The organism is Mycobacterium liflandii, from assembly GCF_022354805.1.
Classification (GTDB): domain Bacteria; phylum Actinomycetota; class Actinomycetes; order Mycobacteriales; family Mycobacteriaceae; genus Mycobacterium; species Mycobacterium marinum.
Genome location: NZ_CP023138.1, coordinates 66,925 through 85,732, shown reverse-complemented (window position 1 = coordinate 85,732; position 18,808 = coordinate 66,925). Strand labels below are relative to the sequence as shown.

At 64.0% G+C, this 18,808-nt stretch carries 15 protein-coding genes and 3 pseudogenes; 16 read left to right on the top strand and 2 right to left on the bottom strand.

Going from position 1 to position 18,808, the window contains the following annotated elements:
- Positions 1-27: 27 nt before the first annotated feature.
- The 14 genes and pseudogenes from CKW46_RS00430 to CKW46_RS00365 all read left to right on the top strand — a co-directional run bounded on the left by CKW46_RS00430 (position 28) and on the right by CKW46_RS00365 (position 14,988).
- On the top strand, positions 28-1,380 hold the full coding sequence (locus CKW46_RS00430; RefSeq protein WP_015357455.1) for a DUF6779 domain-containing protein: 1,353 nt from the start codon (positions 28-30) through the stop codon (positions 1,378-1,380).
- 102 nt (positions 1,381-1,482) lie between these two features.
- Positions 1,483-2,394, top strand: a complete 912-nt coding sequence (locus CKW46_RS00425; protein ID WP_036450626.1) for a Rossmann-like and DUF2520 domain-containing protein — start codon at positions 1,483-1,485, stop codon at positions 2,392-2,394.
- Positions 2,391-3,338: a pantoate--beta-alanine ligase gene (gene panC, locus CKW46_RS00420; RefSeq protein ID WP_117436455.1), complete on the top strand. Its 948-nt coding sequence runs from the start codon at positions 2,391-2,393 to the stop codon at positions 3,336-3,338. Before CKW46_RS00425 ends, panC begins: the two co-directional genes overlap by 4 nt.
- A complete protein-coding gene (gene panD / locus CKW46_RS00415; protein ID WP_012396624.1) occupies positions 3,338-3,769 on the top strand; it encodes an aspartate 1-decarboxylase in 432 nt (143 codons plus the stop codon). The genes panC and panD overlap by 1 nt, the downstream gene beginning before the upstream one ends.
- A 2-nt stretch (positions 3,770-3,771) precedes the next feature.
- A complete protein-coding gene (locus CKW46_RS00410; RefSeq protein ID WP_020785185.1) occupies positions 3,772-4,563 on the top strand; it encodes a type III pantothenate kinase in 792 nt (263 codons plus the stop codon).
- A 148-nt stretch (positions 4,564-4,711) separates the two neighbouring features.
- Positions 4,712-6,208: a lysine--tRNA ligase gene (gene lysS, locus CKW46_RS00405; protein ID WP_015357451.1), complete on the top strand. Its 1,497-nt coding sequence runs from the start codon at positions 4,712-4,714 to the stop codon at positions 6,206-6,208.
- 114 nt (positions 6,209-6,322) lie between these two features.
- Positions 6,323-6,664 carry a histone-like nucleoid-structuring protein Lsr2 gene (gene lsr2, locus CKW46_RS00400; RefSeq protein WP_011741818.1) on the top strand — a complete coding sequence of 114 codons (342 nt, stop codon included), beginning with the start codon at positions 6,323-6,325 and terminating at the stop codon, positions 6,662-6,664.
- Between the two features lie 377 nt (positions 6,665-7,041).
- Positions 7,042-9,588 carry an ATP-dependent protease ATP-binding subunit ClpC gene (gene clpC1 / locus CKW46_RS00395; protein WP_015357450.1) on the top strand — a complete coding sequence of 849 codons (2,547 nt, stop codon included), beginning with the start codon at positions 7,042-7,044 and terminating at the stop codon, positions 9,586-9,588.
- A 202-nt stretch (positions 9,589-9,790) separates the two neighbouring features.
- Complete coding sequence (locus tag CKW46_RS00390; protein WP_117436456.1) at positions 9,791-10,636, top strand: PE family protein; 846 nt, start codon at positions 9,791-9,793, stop codon at positions 10,634-10,636.
- A gap of 176 nt (positions 10,637-10,812) precedes the next feature.
- Positions 10,813-11,022, top strand: a complete 210-nt coding sequence (locus tag CKW46_RS00385) for a CbtB domain-containing protein (RefSeq protein ID WP_117436458.1) — start codon at positions 10,813-10,815, stop codon at positions 11,020-11,022.
- Between the two features lie 14 nt (positions 11,023-11,036).
- Positions 11,037-11,804, top strand: coding sequence for a CbtA family protein (locus tag CKW46_RS00380; protein WP_117436457.1), 768 nt, complete (start codon positions 11,037-11,039; stop codon positions 11,802-11,804).
- A gap of 7 nt (positions 11,805-11,811) precedes the next feature.
- Entirely contained in the window at positions 11,812-12,345 is a 534-nt protein-coding gene (locus CKW46_RS00375) for a histidine phosphatase family protein (RefSeq protein ID WP_012396617.1), read from the top strand.
- Between the two features lie 522 nt (positions 12,346-12,867).
- A pseudogene (locus CKW46_RS00370) lies at positions 12,868-14,071 on the top strand (ISAs1-like element IS2404/ISMul1 family transposase).
- Positions 14,072-14,184: 113 nt separating this feature from the next.
- On the top strand, positions 14,185-14,988 hold the full coding sequence (locus CKW46_RS00365) for a polyprenyl synthetase family protein (RefSeq protein ID WP_499018593.1): 804 nt from the start codon (positions 14,185-14,187) through the stop codon (positions 14,986-14,988).
- An 86-nt stretch (positions 14,989-15,074) separates the two neighbouring features.
- On the opposite strand, the pseudogene CKW46_RS00360 reads toward CKW46_RS00365, so the two are convergent.
- Positions 15,075-16,235 (bottom strand): annotated as a pseudogene (locus tag CKW46_RS00360) (ISAs1-like element IS2404/ISMul1 family transposase).
- Positions 16,121-16,393 (bottom strand): transposase, encoded by a 273-nt coding sequence (locus CKW46_RS00355; protein WP_499018591.1) that lies wholly within the window; start codon positions 16,391-16,393, stop codon positions 16,121-16,123. Before CKW46_RS00355 ends, CKW46_RS00360 begins: the two are co-directional and overlap by 115 nt.
- A 52-nt stretch (positions 16,394-16,445) precedes the next feature.
- Between CKW46_RS00355 and CKW46_RS00350 the strand changes: the two genes are divergently transcribed.
- Both CKW46_RS00350 and CKW46_RS00345 read left to right on the top strand, forming a co-directional pair.
- Positions 16,446-18,014 (top strand): MFS transporter, encoded by a 1,569-nt coding sequence (locus CKW46_RS00350; protein ID WP_117437635.1) that lies wholly within the window; start codon positions 16,446-16,448, stop codon positions 18,012-18,014.
- A 38-nt stretch (positions 18,015-18,052) separates the two neighbouring features.
- Positions 18,053-18,766: pseudogene (locus CKW46_RS00345) on the top strand (polyprenol monophosphomannose synthase); the annotation flags it as partial.
- Positions 18,767-18,808: the final 42 nt, after the last annotated feature.

Here is an 18,808-nt window from a genome sequence, read left to right as displayed (position 1 = left end):
TGCAGGTCGCGCGGGTACAGTCAGGCCATGACCGTTCTGTCCCGCGGCGCCCGGGTCCGGCGCGGCGGCCGCAGGCCGGGTTGGGTGCTATTGACGACGTTGCTGGTTCTGGCAATTGGAGCTAGTTCGGCACTGGTTTTCACCAATCGGGTGGAACTGCTCAAGCTCGCCGTGGTCCTCGCGCTGTGGGCCGCGGTCGCTGGTGCGTTTGTGTCCGTGCTCTATCGTCGCCAGGCCGAAGCGGATCAGGCGCGGGCGCGCGACATGAAGCTCGTCTACGACCTGCAGCTGGATCGCGAGATCTCGGCCCGCCGCGAATACGAGCTGGCGGTGGAGTCGCAGTTGCGTCGCGAGCTCGCCGCCGAGTTGCGGGGCGCGGCCGCCGACGAGGTGGCAGCGTTGCGCGCCGAATTAGCTTCGCTGCGAACCAGTTTGGGAATCTTGTTCGATGCGGACCTAGAACAGTGCCCGGCGCTGGAGACGGTGGACAGGGAGTCGCGCACCGCCCGCGCTGTCGCCGATCGGCTCCAAAACGGCGAGAGTCCAGCCACCGACTGGCTGCCCAGTGACCGGATTGCCATGGCCCGTCGAGACGAAAATCTCAACCGCGCCGAGGAAGCGATCATCGATGTGCCGGAGGTAGGCGTGCCGCCTCTGGACGAGCGTGACGTGCAGCCGGGTAGGGGACCGTTTCTGCAGCCCCCGCCGCCCGCGCCTCCGGGCCCCGAACACCCCGCCGAGTGGGTCGGGCCGCCCCAGGAGGCTGCGCCGGTTCAGCCTGACCTGCACTACGAGCCGCATCGTCGACCGCCGCCCGCGCCACCAGTACCCAATGCCGAACCCTCGCCTTGGCGACCGGTTGCCGCGGACGGACAGTGGTTGCCCCCCGGCGCTCCGGGCAGCCACTGGGTGGCCGAGGAGGCGGCTGGCGCCGAAACGCAGGACCGGTCTTCGGGTCGACGCCGCCGTGCCCGGCATTACGATTCCGACGAGGACCAAGGTGACATCGGTGAGTTCGACCGGGAATACGGCGGCAGACGGTCGCGATCTCGTCATTCCACCGACTACCGCGACTATGGGGTGGGCCGCCTGGGAGCGGGGCCGCCTCCAGGCCCCGGACCAGCCCAACCGCCACCAATGGCACCCGCTGCACCGCCGTGGCCGGGCCCCCAGCCCGCCGAGCCCGCGGCGCCCCGGTTGGCCCCGCCGCCCGCACCCGACCTTGCCTCCCGTCATCGCCGCCCGGAAGAAGAACGCCCCGATGTGGCGGGCTCGCATGACTCTGACTCGCAAAGCGGTGGTCAGTCCGTCGCTGACCTGATGGCACGGTTGCAGGTGCAGCCTTCCGGCGGCGGCCGGCGCCGGCGCCGTGACGGCTGAAATGGGTGTCGACCAACAAATCGACTACAGTCTTAGTGACCGTCCGGTACCCGGTCATCCACGGGACTGGAACGAACGAAGAAACCTGTGAGGTCGTCTGCGATGGTGCAGCTCGACGGTTTGCGCCCGGCCAGGCTCAAGGTGGGGATCATCTCGGCCGGCCGGGTAGGCACCGCCCTGGGGGTCGCGCTAGAGCGCGCCGATCATGTCGTGGTGGCATGCAGCGCCATTTCGCACGCGTCGCTGCAGCGGGCGCAGCGCCGGTTGCCCGATACCCCGGTGCTGCCGCCGCCGGATGTCGCCGCATCGGCCGAGTTGCTGGTGCTGGCCGTCACCGACAGTGAACTGGCGGGTCTGATATCGGGTCTGGCCGCCACGTCGGCGGTGCGGCCGGGCACCATCGTGGCGCACACATCCGGCGCCAACGGGATTGGCATCTTGGAGCCCCTGACTGCGCAGGGTTGCATACCGCTGGCCATTCATCCGGCGATGACCTTCACCGGCTCCGACGAAGACATCAATCGGCTGCCCGATACCTGCTTCGGAATCACCGCGGCTGACGACGTCGGGTATGCGATCGCCCAATCGCTGGTGCTGGAGATGGGCGGCGAACCGTTCTGCGTGCGCGAGGAAAGCCGCGTGCTCTACCACGCGGCCCTCGCACATGCGAGTAACCACCTCGTCACCGTGCTCGCCGATGCCCTCGAGGCCTTGCGCACCGCCTTGCGTGGACAAGAACTGCTCGGCCAGCAATGCGTCGACAACCAGCCCGGCGGTATCGCGGAACGCATCGTCGGACCGCTAGCCCGAGCGGCCCTGGAAAACACGCTGCAGCGGGGTCAGGCCGCGCTGACCGGGCCGGTCGCGCGCGGTGACGCCGCCGCGGTCGCCGGCCACCTGGCCGCGCTCACCGAAGCGGACCCGCAACTGGCGCAGGCGTATCGGGTGAACGCCCTGCGCACCGCCATGCGGGCCCATGCACCGGGGGATGTGGTGGAGGTCTTGACGCCATGAGAGCGAATGCCGGCCGGGCGCCCGTCTTCAAGCCGGGCGAACTCAACATCTACTCGGCGCCGCGTGACGTCGGCGAGGTCAGCCGGGCGCTGCGCCACACCGGCCGCCGGGTGATGTTGGTCCCCACGATGGGGGCCCTGCACGAGGGCCATCTGGCGCTGGTGCGGGCGGCCAAACGCACGCCCGGTGCGGTGGTCGTGGTGTCGATTTTCGTCAACCCGCTGCAGTTCGGTGCCGGCGAGGATCTGGACGCCTACCCACGAACCCTCGATCAGGATGTGGCGAAACTGCGGGCCGAAGGTGTGGAAATCGCGTTCACCCCGACCGCGGCGAGCATGTACCCCAACGGTCTACGCACCACCGTGCAACCCGGCCCACTGGCTGCCGAACTCGAAGGCGGTTCGCGACCAACCCATTTCGCCGGGGTGCTGACCGTGGTGCTCAAGCTGCTACAGATCGTGGCTCCCGACCGGGCGTTCTTCGGTGAGAAGGATTATCAGCAGCTGGTGCTCATCCGGCAGATGGTTGCCGACCTCAACGTCAACGTGCAGGTGATCGGCGTGCCGATCGTGCGTGAACACGACGGACTGGCGATGTCGTCGCGCAATCGCTATCTGGACCCGGCGCAACGGGAAGCGGCCATCGCGCTCTCGGCGGCGCTGACGGCCGGGGCACATGCGGCGACCGCCGGTGTCCAGGCTGCGCTGGATGCGGCGCGCGGTGTGCTCGAGGCCGTCCCCGGGATCGTCGTCGACTATGTGGAACTGCGCGACGGCGAGCTCGGCCCGGTTTCCCCCAGCGGATCTGGCCGGTTGCTGGTCGCCGTCCGGTTCGGCACCACCCGGCTGCTCGACAACGTGGCAATTGAGATCGAAAGTATCGCCGGCACCGACGGGCAGCCTGTCGGGCCGGACGGGCGTGTCCAATCACCTTGGAGGAATTGATGTTACGGACAATGTTGAAGTCGAAGATTCACCGCGCCACCGTCACGCAGGCCGACCTGCACTACGTCGGGTCGGTGACCATCGATGCCGACTTGATGGATGCCGCGGATCTGCTCGAAGGTGAACAGGTGACCATCGTCGACATCGATAACGGTGCTCGCTTGGTCACGTATGCGATCACCGGCGAACGCGGTAGTGGCGTAATCGGGATCAACGGTGCCGCGGCGCATCTCGTACACCCCGGCGATCTGGTGATCCTGATCGCCTACGGGACCATGCAGGATGCCGAGGCACGCGCCTACCAGCCGCGGATCGTGTTCGTCGACGCTGACAACAAGCAGATCGACGTGGGCCACGACCCGGCTTTTGTGCCCGCATTCGACATTCCCGGGGCGGAGGAGCTGTTGAATCCGCGGATCGGTGCGCGGTAACCGTGCTGCTGGCGATCGACGTCCGCAACACCCACACCGTTGTCGGTCTGCTATCGGGGGCCAAACAGCACGCAAAGGTCGTGCAGCAATGGCGGATACGGACCGAATCCGAAGTCACCGCCGATGAATTGGCACTGACGATCGACGGGTTGATCGGCGAGGATTCCGAGCGGCTCACCGGTGCGACCGGGTTGTCCACGGTCCCGTCGGTGTTGCATGAGGTGCGGATCATGCTGGAGCAGTATTGGCCGTCGGTCCCGCACGTGCTGATCGAACCTGGGGTACGCACCGGTATTCCGCTGCTGGTCGACAACCCCAAAGAAGTGGGTGCCGACCGGATCGTCAACTGCCTGGCGGCATATCAGCAGTTCGCAAAGGCGGCCATTGTCGTCGATTTCGGATCATCGATATGCGTGGACGTGGTGTCGGCCAAAGGCGAATTCCTGGGCGGGGCGATCGCACCCGGCGTTCAGGTTTCTTCGGATGCCGCCGCGGCCCGTTCGGCGGCACTTCGGCGCGTCGAGTTGGCCCGGCCGCGCTCGGTGGTGGGTAAGAACACGGTGGAATGCATGCAGGCTGGTGCGGTATTCGGTTTTGCCGGGCTGGTTGACGGCCTGGTGGCGCGGATTCGTGAGGACGTTAAGGGTTTTTCAGCCGACGACGATGTCGCGGTGGTGGCGACCGGGCACACCGCGCCGCTGCTGCTGCCCGAACTGCATAGCGTCGAACACTTCGACGAGCACCTGACCCTGCATGGATTACGGCTGGTCTTCGAGCGCAATCGGGAGGCTTAGCGCGGTCGGCTGAAGCCGGCGCGCTAGCCGCCACCCGGCGACCATGCGTCCCGGCCGATTCCGGTCGGGAGCAATCTTTAGGGCGGGTTTCGCGCGCCCGGTGCCCGCGCGATGAGTGCTCAGGCGAGTTCATTTAAGCTGGCACGTCGTGAGCTCCGCCGAGTCAGACATTCCCGAGCAGTTCCGAATCCGTCGGGACAAGCGTGCTCGGTTATTGGCAGAGGGGTATGACCCCTATCCGGTAGCCATCGAACGCACTCACACGTTGGCCGAGATTCGTGCCACCTATGCCGACCTACCGACAGATTCGGCGACCGAGGACATCGTCGGTGTCGCGGGTCGAGTGGTGTTCGCGCGTAACACCGGGAAACTGTGTTTTGCGACACTGCAGGACGGCGACGGCACCCAGCTGCAGGCGATGATCAGCCTCGACAAGGTGGGCCGCGAATCGCTGGACAGGTGGAAGGCCGACGTCGACATCGGTGACGTCGTCTACGTGCACGGCACCGTGATCAGCTCCCGTCGGGGCGAACTATCGGTGCTCGCCGATTCCTGGCGGATGGCTGCCAAGGCCTTGCGGCCGCTGCCGGTCGCACACAAGGAGATGAGCGAGGAGTCGCGGGTTCGTCAGCGCTACGTCGATTTGATCGTGCGTCCGCAGGCGAGGGAGGTCGCGCGACAGCGGATTGCGGTAATCCGTGCGGTGCGTAATGCGCTGGAGCGGCGCGGGTTTCTCGAAGTCGAAACGCCAATGTTGCAGACCTTGGCCGGCGGCGCTGCGGCGCGGCCGTTCGTCACCCATTCCAATGCCCTCGACATCGATCTTTACCTGCGTATCGCGCCGGAACTGTTCCTCAAGCGTTGCATCGTGGGCGGTTTCGACAGGGTCTTTGAACTAAATCGGGTGTTCCGAAACGAAGGGTCTGATTCCACCCATTCCCCGGAATTCTCCATGCTGGAGACGTATCAGACCTATGGAACCTATGACGATTCGGCCCTGATCACCAGAGAGCTTATTCAAGAAGTTGCTGACGAGGCGATCGGAACCAGACAACTCTCGATGCCTGACGGCAGCGTGTACGACATCGACGGAGAATGGGCAACTATCGAGATGTATTCCTCCTTGTCGGAGGCACTGGGGGAACAGATCACGCCAGAGACGACGGTTGCTCGCTTACGTGACATCGCAAGCGGACTTGACGTAGAGATTGACAACAGTGTTTTTGGTCACGGCAAACTTGTCGAGGAACTCTGGGAACATGCTGTCGGCAACAAGTTGACGGCGCCCACATTTGTCAAGGATTTCCCAGTCGAGACAACGCCATTGACTCGTCAGCACCGCAGTATCCCCGCAGTAACCGAGAAGTGGGATCTCTACGTGCGCGGAGTCGAACTGGCTACCGGGTACTCGGAATTAAACGATCCCGTCGTCCAGCGGGACAGATTCGCTGATCAGGCCCGTGCGGCGGCCGCGGGTGACGACGAGGCGATGCAACTTGACGAAGATTTTCTGACGGCTCTGGAGTACGGGATGCCCCCGTGTACTGGAACTGGAATGGGCATCGATCGGTTGTTGATGTGTTTGACCGGACTGTCAATTAGGGAGACAGTTTTGTTCCCGATTGTTCGCCCTCACTCCAACTGAACTGCCGGTGGTTGTGTCTGGATTGAGAATTTTGCTTACTTATGGCACATTGGTGCGCGGGGAGACTATCCATCCTGTATTGCGACGCATAGGAAGAAACGCGAGGGTAAGCCAATGGCTAAGAAAGTTACCGTCACCTTGGTCGACGATTTCGACGGTGCCGGTGCTGCTGACGAAACGGTTGAATTCGGGCTTGACGGGGTGACCTACGAGATTGACCTTTCTTCCAAGAATGCCGCGAAACTGCGCGGTGATCTGAAGCAATGGGTTGCGGCGGGTCGGCGCGTCGGTGGCCGGCGACGTGGGCGTTCGGGATCCGGACGTGGCCGCGGCGCTATCGACCGCGAGCAAAGCGCAGCCATCCGGGAATGGGCACGCCGTAATGGGCACAATGTGTCGACCCGTGGCCGTATCCCGGCCGACGTCATCGACGCATTCCACGCTGCCGGTTCATAGCGATCTCGATCTATTACCGTCGCCCAGGCTAAGCCTGGGCGACGGTGCTATGTCATTTTCGCTCGTGGCGAAACCGATCTTCGGCCGACACGGGAAACACTTCGGCGGTTTTCCTCGTTAACGTGTTGCGGTTCTGTTGTAGCAGGAAAAAAACGAGGCCGGCGCGGCTTCTCGGGCGCCGGGTCTGGGTCACGGGTGTATCTGATTCGGGTGATTCGGGCCCCACACCGGAGTTGCAGCCGGGAACCGCACGGCACTGCAAGGTTGTTATGAAGCCTGGCAGGCCGACCATTACAGTGGACTGCAGGTACGCGGGGCCGAGCTGGACTGGTTCAGGACCGACCAAAGTACCGATGAGGGAGAGCAGGTAACCGCCGATGTTCGAACGTTTTACCGACCGTGCCCGCCGGGTCGTTGTCCTGGCGCAAGAAGAGGCCCGGATGCTGAACCACAACTACATCGGCACCGAGCACATTCTGCTGGGGCTAATCCATGAAGGCGAAGGCGTTGCGGCCAAGTCGCTGGAGTCGCTCGGGATCTCGCTGGAAGGTGTGCGCAGCCAGGTCGAAGAGATCATCGGCCAGGGCCAGCAGGCACCGTCCGGGCACATCCCGTTCACTCCGCGCGCCAAGAAGGTGCTCGAACTCAGCCTGCGCGAGGCGCTGCAGCTCGGCCACAACTACATCGGTACCGAGCACATCCTGCTCGGCCTGATTCGCGAGGGCGAGGGTGTGGCCGCCCAGGTGCTGGTCAAGCTGGGCGCCGAACTGACCCGGGTGCGCCAGCAGGTGATCCAGCTGCTGAGCGGCTACCAGGGCAAGGAGGCCGCCGAGGCAGGCACCGGCGGCCGGGGAGGGGAGTCCGGCTCTCCCTCCACGTCGCTGGTTCTCGACCAGTTCGGCCGCAACCTGACCGCGGCTGCCATGGAAGGCAAGCTGGACCCGGTCATCGGCCGCGAGAAGGAAATCGAGCGGGTCATGCAGGTGCTCTCCCGGCGCACCAAGAACAACCCGGTGCTCATCGGCGAGCCCGGCGTGGGCAAGACCGCTGTGGTCGAGGGCCTGGCGCAGGCCATCGTGCACGGCGAGGTGCCCGAGACGCTGAAGGACAAGCAGCTCTACACGCTGGACCTCGGCTCGCTGGTCGCGGGTTCGCGCTACCGTGGTGACTTCGAGGAACGCCTGAAGAAGGTGCTCAAGGAGATCAATACCCGCGGCGACATCATCCTGTTCATCGACGAGCTGCACACGCTGGTCGGGGCGGGTGCCGCCGAGGGCGCGATCGATGCCGCAAGCATCCTCAAGCCCAAGCTGGCTCGCGGCGAGCTGCAGACGATCGGTGCCACCACCCTCGACGAGTACCGCAAGTACATCGAGAAGGACGCCGCGCTGGAGCGCCGTTTCCAGCCGGTGCAGGTGGGGGAGCCGACGGTCGAGCACACCATCGAGATCCTCAAGGGCCTGCGGGACCGCTACGAGGCGCACCACCGCGTGTCGATCACCGATTCCGCGATGGTGGCCGCCGCGACGCTGGCCGACCGCTACATCAACGACCGGTTCCTGCCGGACAAGGCGATCGACCTGATCGACGAGGCGGGCGCCCGGATACGGATCCGTCGCATGACCGCGCCGCCAGACCTGCGCGAGTTCGACGAGAAGATCGCCGACGCGCGCCGGGAGAAGGAATCGGCGATCGACGCCCAGGACTTCGAGAAAGCGGCGAGCCTGCGCGACCGGGAGAAGCAACTGGTGGCGCAGCGTGCCGAGCGTGAAAAGCAATGGCGTTCGGGCGATCTCGACGTGGTCGCCGAAGTCGATGACGAACAGATCGCCGAAGTGCTGGGCAACTGGACTGGCATCCCGGTGTTCAAGCTCACCGAGGCGGAAACCACCCGCCTGCTGCGGATGGAAGATGAGCTGCACAAGCGGATCATCGGCCAGGAAGACGCGGTCAAGGCGGTCTCCAAGGCGATCCGCCGCACCCGCGCCGGGCTGAAGGACCCGAAGCGCCCGTCGGGATCGTTCATCTTCGCCGGCCCGTCCGGTGTCGGTAAGACCGAGCTGTCCAAGGCGCTGGCCAACTTCTTGTTCGGTGACGACGACGCGCTCATCCAGATCGACATGGGCGAGTTCCACGACCGGTTCACCGCGTCCCGGCTCTTCGGTGCTCCGCCCGGATATGTCGGCTACGAAGAGGGCGGCCAGCTCACCGAGAAGGTGCGGCGCAAGCCGTTCAGCGTGGTGCTCTTCGATGAGATCGAGAAGGCACACCAGGAGATCTACAACAGTCTGTTGCAGGTCCTCGAGGACGGCCGGCTCACCGACGGCCAGGGCCGCACGGTCGACTTCAAGAACACCGTGCTGATCTTCACGTCGAATCTGGGGACATCCGATATTTCCAAGCCCGTCGGCCTCGGGTTCAGCCAGACTGGCGGCGAGAACGACTACGAGCGGATGAAGCAGAAGGTCAACGACGAGCTCAAGAAGCACTTCCGGCCGGAGTTCCTTAACCGCATCGACGACATCATCGTCTTCCACCAGCTGACTCGCGACGAGATCATCCGGATGGTCGACCTGATGATCGGCCGCGTCGCCAACCAGCTCAAGAGCAAGGACATGGCGCTCGAGCTGACCGACAAGGCAAAGTCGCTGCTGGCCAAGCGCGGTTTCGACCCGGTCTTGGGTTCTCGTCCGCTGCGGCGAACCATTCAGCGTGAGATCGAGGACCAGCTCTCGGAGAAGATCCTCTTTGAGGAGGTCGGTCCGGGACAGGTCGTCACCGTCGACGTCGACAACTGGGACGGCGAGGGCGCCGGTGAGGACGCGAAATTTACGTTCACCGGTACCCGCAAGCCGCCGAGTGAGCCGGACCTGGCAAAGGCCGGAGCACACAGCGCCGGGGGACCTGGGCCCACCGAGCAGTAACCGAACACTCTGAAAACATGTGACGGGCTTGCCTCTGGCAGGCCCGTCACATGTTAAGCGGACGTTGCGAGCTGCTTCCGATTTCCTGAAAGTTCGTTGAAGCTCCGCATGTCGCGGCGGGACATGGCGATACGTTTCTATTGATCTATCCGGCAGTGATCAGGCCGATGCTGGGTTGCGTCATGTGCCGAGGAGGCGAGCCATGCCGCTAGTTTTTGCCACACCGGAGATCATCGCGGCCGCAGCAACGGACTTGGCGCAGATTGGGTCGGCGAACAGCGGGGCCAACACCGCGGCGGCGGCTCCGACCACCGAAGTGCTTGCCGCCGGTGCCGATGAGGTCTCGACGGTCGTTGCGTCCCTGTTCTCCCGCTACGCCCAGGCTTATCAGGTGCTGGGCGCCGACATGGCGGCCATTCATGACCAGTTCGTGCAGGCCTTGAACGCCGGCGCAAATTGGTATGCCGGTGTGGAGTCGGCCAACAGTTCGACGCTACAAACCGTGCAGCAGGACGTGTTGGGGTTGATCAACGCACCCACGCAGGCCCTGCTGGGGCCGGGGCTGATCGGCGACGGTGCCGCGGGAACCGCATCGCACCCCGATGGGTATGACGGGGGGTTCTTGTACGGCAGCGGCGGTAGCGGCTACAACAGCGCCACCTCCGGAGTGGGCGGCGGTGCCGGCGGGGCCGCCAGCACGGCCGGCGGTAGCGGCGGTCTGGGCGGCGCCGGCGGTGCCGGCGGAGACTCGGAATTTGCCGGCGGCAATGGCAATACCGGTGGCGACGGCGGCACTGGCGGGACCGGCGGAGCCGGCGGCGATGGCGGCAACGGTGGTGCGGGCGGCGCGGGAGGTCTGCTAGGGCACTCGGGTAACCCCGGGCTTGGCGGCGAGGGCGGTACCGGTGGCGGTGGTGGCGACGGCGGTCATTGGGGCGACGGTGGGGGCCCCGGAAGTGGATCGCGCAGGGGCATGTCTGGATCCCATGGCAGTTACGGACAACCCGGGGGTTCAGGCGCGGACGGGGCGCACGGCCAGCCGGGCTGATTTTGTCGATCGACCCCTGGGAACTACCAGTTTACACTGGCCGGTGTTGTTTCATTGTTGTTGATGGGCGACGGAATCTGGTGAAATTCCAGAACGGTCGCGCCACTGTCTAGTCAGACCCGGCGCCCGTCATCGGCTACCCAAGTGGGGCGCGAGATCCCCAGAAGGAGTTGACCGTGGCGAACTCTCAGGCCGCCCAGGCCGGTTCGGTTGACCTATCGGCGGGAAGCGCAGCGGTGTGGCTGGCCGCCACGGCTGTCCTGGCGCTGTTGGCGATCTATTTCGTCGGCATCGATCAAGGGGCGGTATCGCTGGTGGGCGGCGATACCCACGTTCATGAGTTATTCCACGACGCCAGGCATTTGCTCGGCTTCCCGTGCCACTGAGCCGGGCGGCTAACGTGGAGCGGCGGCTGATCGCACGAGGTCTGCTGGCGGGGGCGGTGGGTGCCGTGTTGGCGTTCGTGTTCGCCCGGCTGTTCGGCGAACCCATCATCGGCCGGGCTGTCGAATTCGAAGACGCCCGCACCGAAGCTGCGCACGCTCACGGGGTGCACGAGCACGGTGCGGAATTGTTCAGCCGCGGCGTGCAGGCCAACGCTGGATTGGGTTTCGGAGTCCTGATTTTCGGCCTCGCGGTGGGAGCCCTTTTCGCCGTTGTGTTTTGTCTGGTGTACGGACGCGTGGGAAACTCGTCGGCAAGCCCCGCACCGCGGGTGCTTTCGATTCGGCTAGCGGCGCTGGCCTTCACCGTGGTGTATCTGGTCCCGTTCGTGAAGTATCCGCCCAACCCGCCGGCGGTCGGTCAAGCGGACACCATCGGTGCACGCACCCTGTGGTACCTGGTCATGGTGGTGGCGTCGGTGATGTTGTCAATCGTGGCCGTCTATCTGGTGCGGTGGCTCTCGATGCGGATGGACATGTTCAATGCCGGGTTGCTTGCGGCCGGTGCGTACCTGGTTGCGGTCACGGTGGTCATGGCGATCCTGCCGACTGTTGCCGAGATACCCCAGGGCTTTCCCGCCGATGTCCTCTACGAGTTCAGGTTGGTCTCGCTGGGAACCCAACTGGTGTTGTGGGCATCCATCGGACTGGTCTTCTCGGTGCTGGTAGGGCGAGGGCTGGACGAGCGGGCCGATAGCGGACGGGTGCAAAGCGCCGCGGCGTGACTGTTCGATGACCGATGTCACGCGGTTGATCCTGGTGTCGCATGGGATGACCGACGCGATGGCCGTCGGCCGCTTTCCCGACGACGAGCCGCTCAACCACACTGGTCGCCGATGGGCGGCGCCATTGGAGAGCAACCGCGACTCGCGGCAATACGCCGGGCCCGAGCGGCGTTGCTGTCAAAGCGCGGAGCTGCTGGGACTGCGAGCGGTCACCGAGCCGCGGCTGGCCGATCTGGATTGTGGGCATTGGCGCGGTTCGAGGCTGGCCGACATTGCGCCCGCTGACCTTACGGCGTGGCTGAGTGATCCCGGGCAAGCGCCGCACGGCGGTGAGTCGATTCTCGAGTTGATTGATCGGGTCGCCGGATGGTTGGCGTCGTTACAAGGAAATACGGTCGCGGTGACCCATCCCGCCGTAATCAGGGCAGCAATTCTAGTTGCCCTCGACGGCTGCCCGAAGTCGTTCTGGCGCATCGATGTTGCACCGTTAAGTCGGATAGCGCTGCATTACCGCGATCGGCGCTGGACACTGCGCCTTTAGCGGGTTGGAAAGTCCCCGATCTACCCGCCCTGCGCAATTGGCCACTCCAACAATCGGTTCGGAGCTGTGGCTGCGGTTGCGCGGCCGGATTTCGTGCGTCGCGACCATCCAAGGTTGGTTGGAAAGCGCGGGTGAATAGACCGTGGTAGCTTATCGACACTGTTGTAAATTTTAGGCTTGTTAATGGGCCGATTGGGCCCCTTCTGAGATCAATCCAGGAGGGCGGTGGCGATGTCGCAAATGGCGCGTCCGGTTCGGGCTTCGACAACTCCCGCGCGGATTACGTTATTGCTGAACGATATTCGACTGCTTATTGAACCGAAGCAGCGAGCTGTGATCGATAATCTCTCGCCTGAGCTGCGGCTTTGCGCAGGGTTTCCAGGGCTCCGGCGTTGTTGATTAGCAGGCTTGTGAGCTGGGTTGATGATCTTTGGTGCCGCGCTATTGGGGCCGGAGTGTAGGCACGGGCTATCTGGAGAACGATCGAGTTGGTTACTGTTCGTCGTTGGTCTGGAGTTGCCCGTGCCTACCGTTTCAGTATTGCCTGTGTCGTCGGTTCCAGAGGTGTTCGACCGCTGGAGTCCTGGTGAGCGCAGCGAGCTCATCGGATCGGAGTTTCTCGATGTGTTGGCCTCGGTGCCAGACCCGAGGGACCCACGCGGTCGGAGGTATTCGCTGATGGCTTTGTTGGCGATCGCGGTTCTGGCCACTGCCGCGGGGATGCGCGGCTATGCTGGTTTTGCCACATGGGCGGCCACCGCTCCCGATGATGTGTTGGCCTAATTAGGGGTCCGGTTCCGGCGGCCCAGTGAGAAGACCTTCCGCGCTGTTTTGTCTCGGCTAGACCCCGCCGACCTCAACGCCAGGATGGGCAGTTACTTCACTGCACACGTGGCCAGCAGCGACCCCAGTGGATTGGTGCCGATCGCGTTGGACGGCAAGATGCTGCGTGGTGCCTTTACGCGCCAAAGCGACAGCCACGCATCTCGTGTCGGTGTTCGCCCACCGTGCCCGATTGGTGCTCGGTCAACTCGCTGTCGCCGAGAAAAGCAATGAAATTCCCTGCGTACGTGCCCTGCTCACGCTGCTGCCGGGTAGCTTGCGGTGGCTGGTCACCGTGGATGCGATGCATACCCAGGTCGTCACCGCGAAGTTGATCTGCGCCACCTTGAAGTCGCACTACCTGATGATCGTCAAGTCCAACCAAGCCAAAATACTTGCGCGTATCACCGCGCTGCCCTGGGCCGAGGTGCCCACAGCCGCTACCGACGACTCCCGCGGCCACGGCCGTGTCGAGACCCGCACCCTGCAAATCATCACCGCTGCACGAGGAATCGGCTTCCCCTACGCAAAACAAATCATCCGGATCACTCGTGAACGCTTGATCACCGCCACCGACCAGCGCAGCGTGGAGGTGGTCTATGCCATCTGCAGCCTGCCGTTCGAGCACGCCCGCCCTACCGCGATCATGACCTGGATGCGTCAACACTGGGGAATCGAGAACAGCCTGCACTGGATACGCGACGTCACCTTCGACGAAGACCGTCAAAGGGCACATACCGGAAACGGCGCACAGGTCCTAGCAACGCTACGCAACACCGCGATCAATCTGCACCGCCTCAACGGCGCCGACAACATCGCCGAAGCCTGCCGGATCACCGCATTGACCGCCAACCGCCGCCTAGACCTCCTCAATCCACAATTCCCCAGCTCACAAGCCTGCTAATCAACAACGCCGGAGCCCTGGCAGGGTTTCATATCGGCTGGTGGGAACCCGATGGGCGCGATAGTTCGGTGCGCCATGGCGAGGCTGTTCGGCCGGCCCTGTCGATTACCTGCGTGCGCGCAGCTGGCGGGGCAATGGATGCCGCGATTCCAGCTGCGGTAGCGGTCGAGTTGGTGCACGATTGTTCGTTGCTGCACGACGACATCATGGATGGTGACGTAACTCGGCGGCATCGCCCGGCGGCGTGGGTGGTCTACGGCGTACCGATGGCGATACTCACCGGTGACGCGCTGCTGGTGCTGGCGTTGGACTTGGTTCACGAGGGGGCCTCGGGCTCGGCGTTACGCAAAGCGGCACTGGAGTCGTGCGCCGGCCAATCCGCCGACCTCGCCTTCGAGCAACGCACCAAAGCCTGGTTGCGCGAATGTCTTGAAATGGCACAACAGAAGACGGGCGCTCTGTTCGGCGTGGCGTGTCAATTGGGTGCGCTTGCGGCCGGCGCCGACAGTCTTGTTGCCGACCAGTACGCGCAGTTCGGTCGCCACTTGGGACTCTCTTTTCAGCTGGTCGACGACATTCTCGGAATCTGGGGCAGTGAATCGGTTACCGGCAAACCCGTGTTCTCCGATCTGCAGTCGAGAAAAAAGTCGTTGCCGGTGGTAGCCGCGCTGTCCTCTGGTACGGCGGCGGGCGCCAAGCTGGAAACCCTGCTTGGCGGCACTGAGGCCCTCAGCGATCATGAGCTGTCCTACGCCGCTGACTTGATTGAGGATGCGGGTGGCCGGGCTTGGGCGGAGGGCGAGGCGCTGCGGCATCGCGGCCTGGCTCTTGACGCTCTGGCTGCCGCCGAACCAGAGCCGACCGCGGCGGAGGATTTGCTGGCCCTGGCTGAGCTGATGACCGTGCGGGTGGCGTGATGCCCCGAGCGTGCGGCCGTTTCGCGGGGCTGTCCCCGACGAAGTGTCCGGGATTCGGGTATCCATCAGGGCTCCGGCGTTGTTGATTAGCAGGCTTGTGAGCTGGGGAATTGTGGATTGAGGAGGTCTAGGCGGCGGTTGGCGGTCAATGCGGTGATCCGGCAGGCTTCGGCGATGTTGTCGGCGCCGTTGAGGCGGTGCAGATTGATCGCGGTGTTGCGTAGCGTTGCTAGGACCTGTGCGCCGTTTCCGGTATGTGCCCTTTGACGGTCTTCGTCGAAGGTGACGTCGCGTATCCAGTGCAGGTTGTTCTCGATTCCCCAGTGTTGACGCATCCAGGTCATGATCGCGGTAGGGCGGGCGTGCTCGAACGGCAGGCTGCAGATGGCATAGACCACCTCCACGCTGCGCTGGTCGGTGGCGGTGATCAAGCGTTCACGAGTGATCCGGATGATTTGTTTTGCGTAGGGGAAGCCGATTCCTCGTGCAGCGGTGATGATTTGCAGGGTGCGGGTCTCGACACGGCCGTGGCCGCGGGAGTCGTCGGTAGCGGCTGTGGGCACCTCGGCCCAGGGCAGCGCGGTGATACGCGCAAGTATTTTGGCTTGGTTGGACTTGACGATCATCAGGTAGTGCGACTTCAAGGTGGCGCAGATCAACTTCGCGGTGACGACCTGGGTATGCATCGCATCCACGGTGACCAGCCACCGCAAGCTACCCGGCAGCAGCGTGAGCAGGGCACGTACGCAGGGAATTTCATTGCTTTTCTCGGCGACAGCGAGTTGACCGAGCACCAATCGGGCACGGTGGGCGAACACCGACACGAGATGCGTGGCTGTCGCTTTGGCGCGTAAAGCACCACGCAGCATCTTGCCGTCCAACGCGATCGGCACCAATCCACTGGGGTCGCTGCTGGCCACGTGTGCAGTGAAGTAACTGCCCATCCTGGCGTTGAGGTCGGCGGGGTCTAGCCGAGACAAAACAGCGCGGAAGGTCTTCTCACTGGGCCGCCGGAACCGGACCCCTAATTAGGCCAACACATCATCGGGAGCGGTGGCCGCCCATGTGGCAAAACCAGCATAGCCGCGCATCCCCGCGGCAGTGGCCAGAACCGCGATCGCCAACAAAGCCATCAGCGAATACCTCCGACCGCGTGGGTCCCTCGGGTCTGGCACCGAGGCCAACACATCGAGAAACTCCGATCCGATGAGCTCACTGCGCTCACCAGGACTCCAGCGGTCGAACACCTCTGGAACCGACGACACAGGCAATACTGAGACACAGGCAATACTGAAACGGTAGGCACGGGCAACTCCAGACCAACGACGAACAGTAACCAACTCGATCGTTCTCCAGATAGCCCGTGCCTACACTCCGGCCCCAATAGCGCGGCACCAAAGATCATCAACCCAGCTCACAAGCCTGCTAATCAACAACGCCGGAGCCCTGGGGTATCCATGAACCGCGGCAATGTTCGTCCGAAGTTGGTACTGGGTGTCATCGTTTTGGGCAGCTTCATCGCATCTATCGATTTGACCATCGTCAATGTCGCGCTGCCCACGTTGTCTCGTGCGTTGCAGGCCAGCAACGCCGAACTGCAGTGGATCGTCGATTCATATGCGATTGCTGCGGCCGGATTGCTCTTGGCGGCAGGCAATCTAGGCGATCGCTATGGCAGGCGCGGCTGGCTCACAATCGGCCTTGTCATTGTCGGCGCCTCGTCTGCGGTGGCCGCCAGTGCCGGCTCGGCGCAAGCGGTCATCGGGGCACGCGCGGTGATGGGGGTCGGTGCCGCGATCATCTTTCCGACATCGCTGGCGCTGGTCACAAATGTATTCGTTGATTCGACGCACCGCGCCAGAGCAATTGGAGTCTGGTCGGCGGTCACTGGCATCGCGGTGGTTATTGGGCCATTTCTGGGCGGATGGCTGATAGAGCACTTCTCGGTGGGCTCGATCTTTTGGGTAAATGTACCGATCGCGGTCGTCGCCATAGTCAGCGTAAATATGTTTGTACCAACTTCGCGCAAGCCCGATCGCCCACCACTTGACCTGCCGGGTCTGCTCGTATCGACCGTCGGCGTCACCGTCTTGACCTACACGCTCATCGAGGCGCCCAACATCGGCTGGGCCAGTGCGAGAACCGCTGCGGGCTTTGCGCTCGCGGTCGTCTTGCTCGCGGTGTTCCTCTGGTTGGAGCGAAGAACTTGGCACCCAATTCTTGATCTGTCGATCTTCGCGAACCGCCGGTTCTCCGGAGGGACCGCGGCTGTCACAACCGCCTATCTGGTGATGTGCGGCTTCATCTTCGTTGCCACGCAGTACCTCCAATTTGTGGCTGCCTACCGCGCGTTCGATACGGGAGTGCGGCTGGTGCCGCTTGCGTTCTCCTATGCGGGCCTCAGTGTCAGCGCTCCGCGCATTGTCGAACGGGTGGGTACCACCGCAGTGGTCACCAGTGGCCTTGTGATGGTGGCGGTTTCCGTGGCCTGCGCGGGTGGCTTCGACGCCGGCACGCCGTATTGGCTGATCGCGGCGGTGATGGCCGCGCTCGGCAGCGGACTGGGCCTCACCATGGCCCCGGCCAGTGAGGCGATCATGGGTTCATTGAGCCCGACCGCCGCCGGTGTCGGGTCGGCGGTGACCGGGGTGGCTCGCCAACTCGGGGCATGCCTGGGAGTGGCCATCGTGGGCAGCGTCTTCGCATCGGTCTACCTGAGGTCGATGAGCAGTAATGCGGCGTTACATGGCCTCGATCCGGCGGCGCGTGCCGCGATGCGGCAGTCGATGGCGGCAGCCAAGCAGGTGCTCGACCAACTCCCCGTCGGGGAGGCGCCAGCCATCCGGCATGCCGTCGAATCGGCATTCCTGGAAAGCTTTGGCGTCGGTTGTCTGGCGTGTGCGGTTTTCGCCGCGGTCGGCGCGGTCGTGGTCGCATTCCTGTTGCCCGCGCGCGGTGAGGTCCGCGACGACGTTGCGGTGTCGGTGGCGGCCTCGGCCATCGGGCCAGCTGAAGGAGGCAAATGACCCACGAGCGAGACCCGCATGAGAATTCGGGCACTGGTCGGAGCCGGCGGGTCCTGGTGATAATCCCGACGTACAACGAGCGGGAGAACCTGCCCCTGATCCACCGGCGCGTCAAGGATGCCTGCCCAGACGTGCATGTTCTTGTCGTTGATGACGAAAGTCCGGATGGCACTGGCCAACTCGCTGACGAGCTGGCCGCCGCCGACCCCGGCTGCACATACGTGTTGCACCGCAACGTCAAGGACGGTCTGGCCGCGGCCTACCTGCAGGGTTTCGTCTGGGGTATGCAGCGCAATTACTCGGTGCTAGTCGAGATGGACGCCGATGGTAGCCACGCTCCCGAACAGCTGCACCGACTGTTGGAGGCTGTTGAGGCGGGCGCCGATCTGGCCATCGGGTCCCGATATGTGCGCGGCGGGACGGTACGCAACTGGCCACGGCGACGGCGCGTGTTGTCCAAGGCGGCCAATACGTACTTGCGGTTGATACTGGGTGTCGGTGTCTATGACATCACCGGTGGCTATCGGGCCTATCGCCGCGAGGTGCTCGAGGCACTCGACCTCGACACTCTCGAATCCAGGGGCTATTGCTTCCAAGTTGAAATGACTTGGCGCAGCCTCAATGCCGGCTTCGCCGTGGTGGAGGTGCCGATTACCTTCACCGAGCGGGAGGTCGGTGCCTCAAAGATGAGCGGATCCAACATCGGCGAGGGAATAGTCCAGGTCGCCCGATGGGGCGTCAAAGACCGACTGCGGGGTCTGCGAACCGCCCGAATTTCGCTTGCCGCCCAGCGG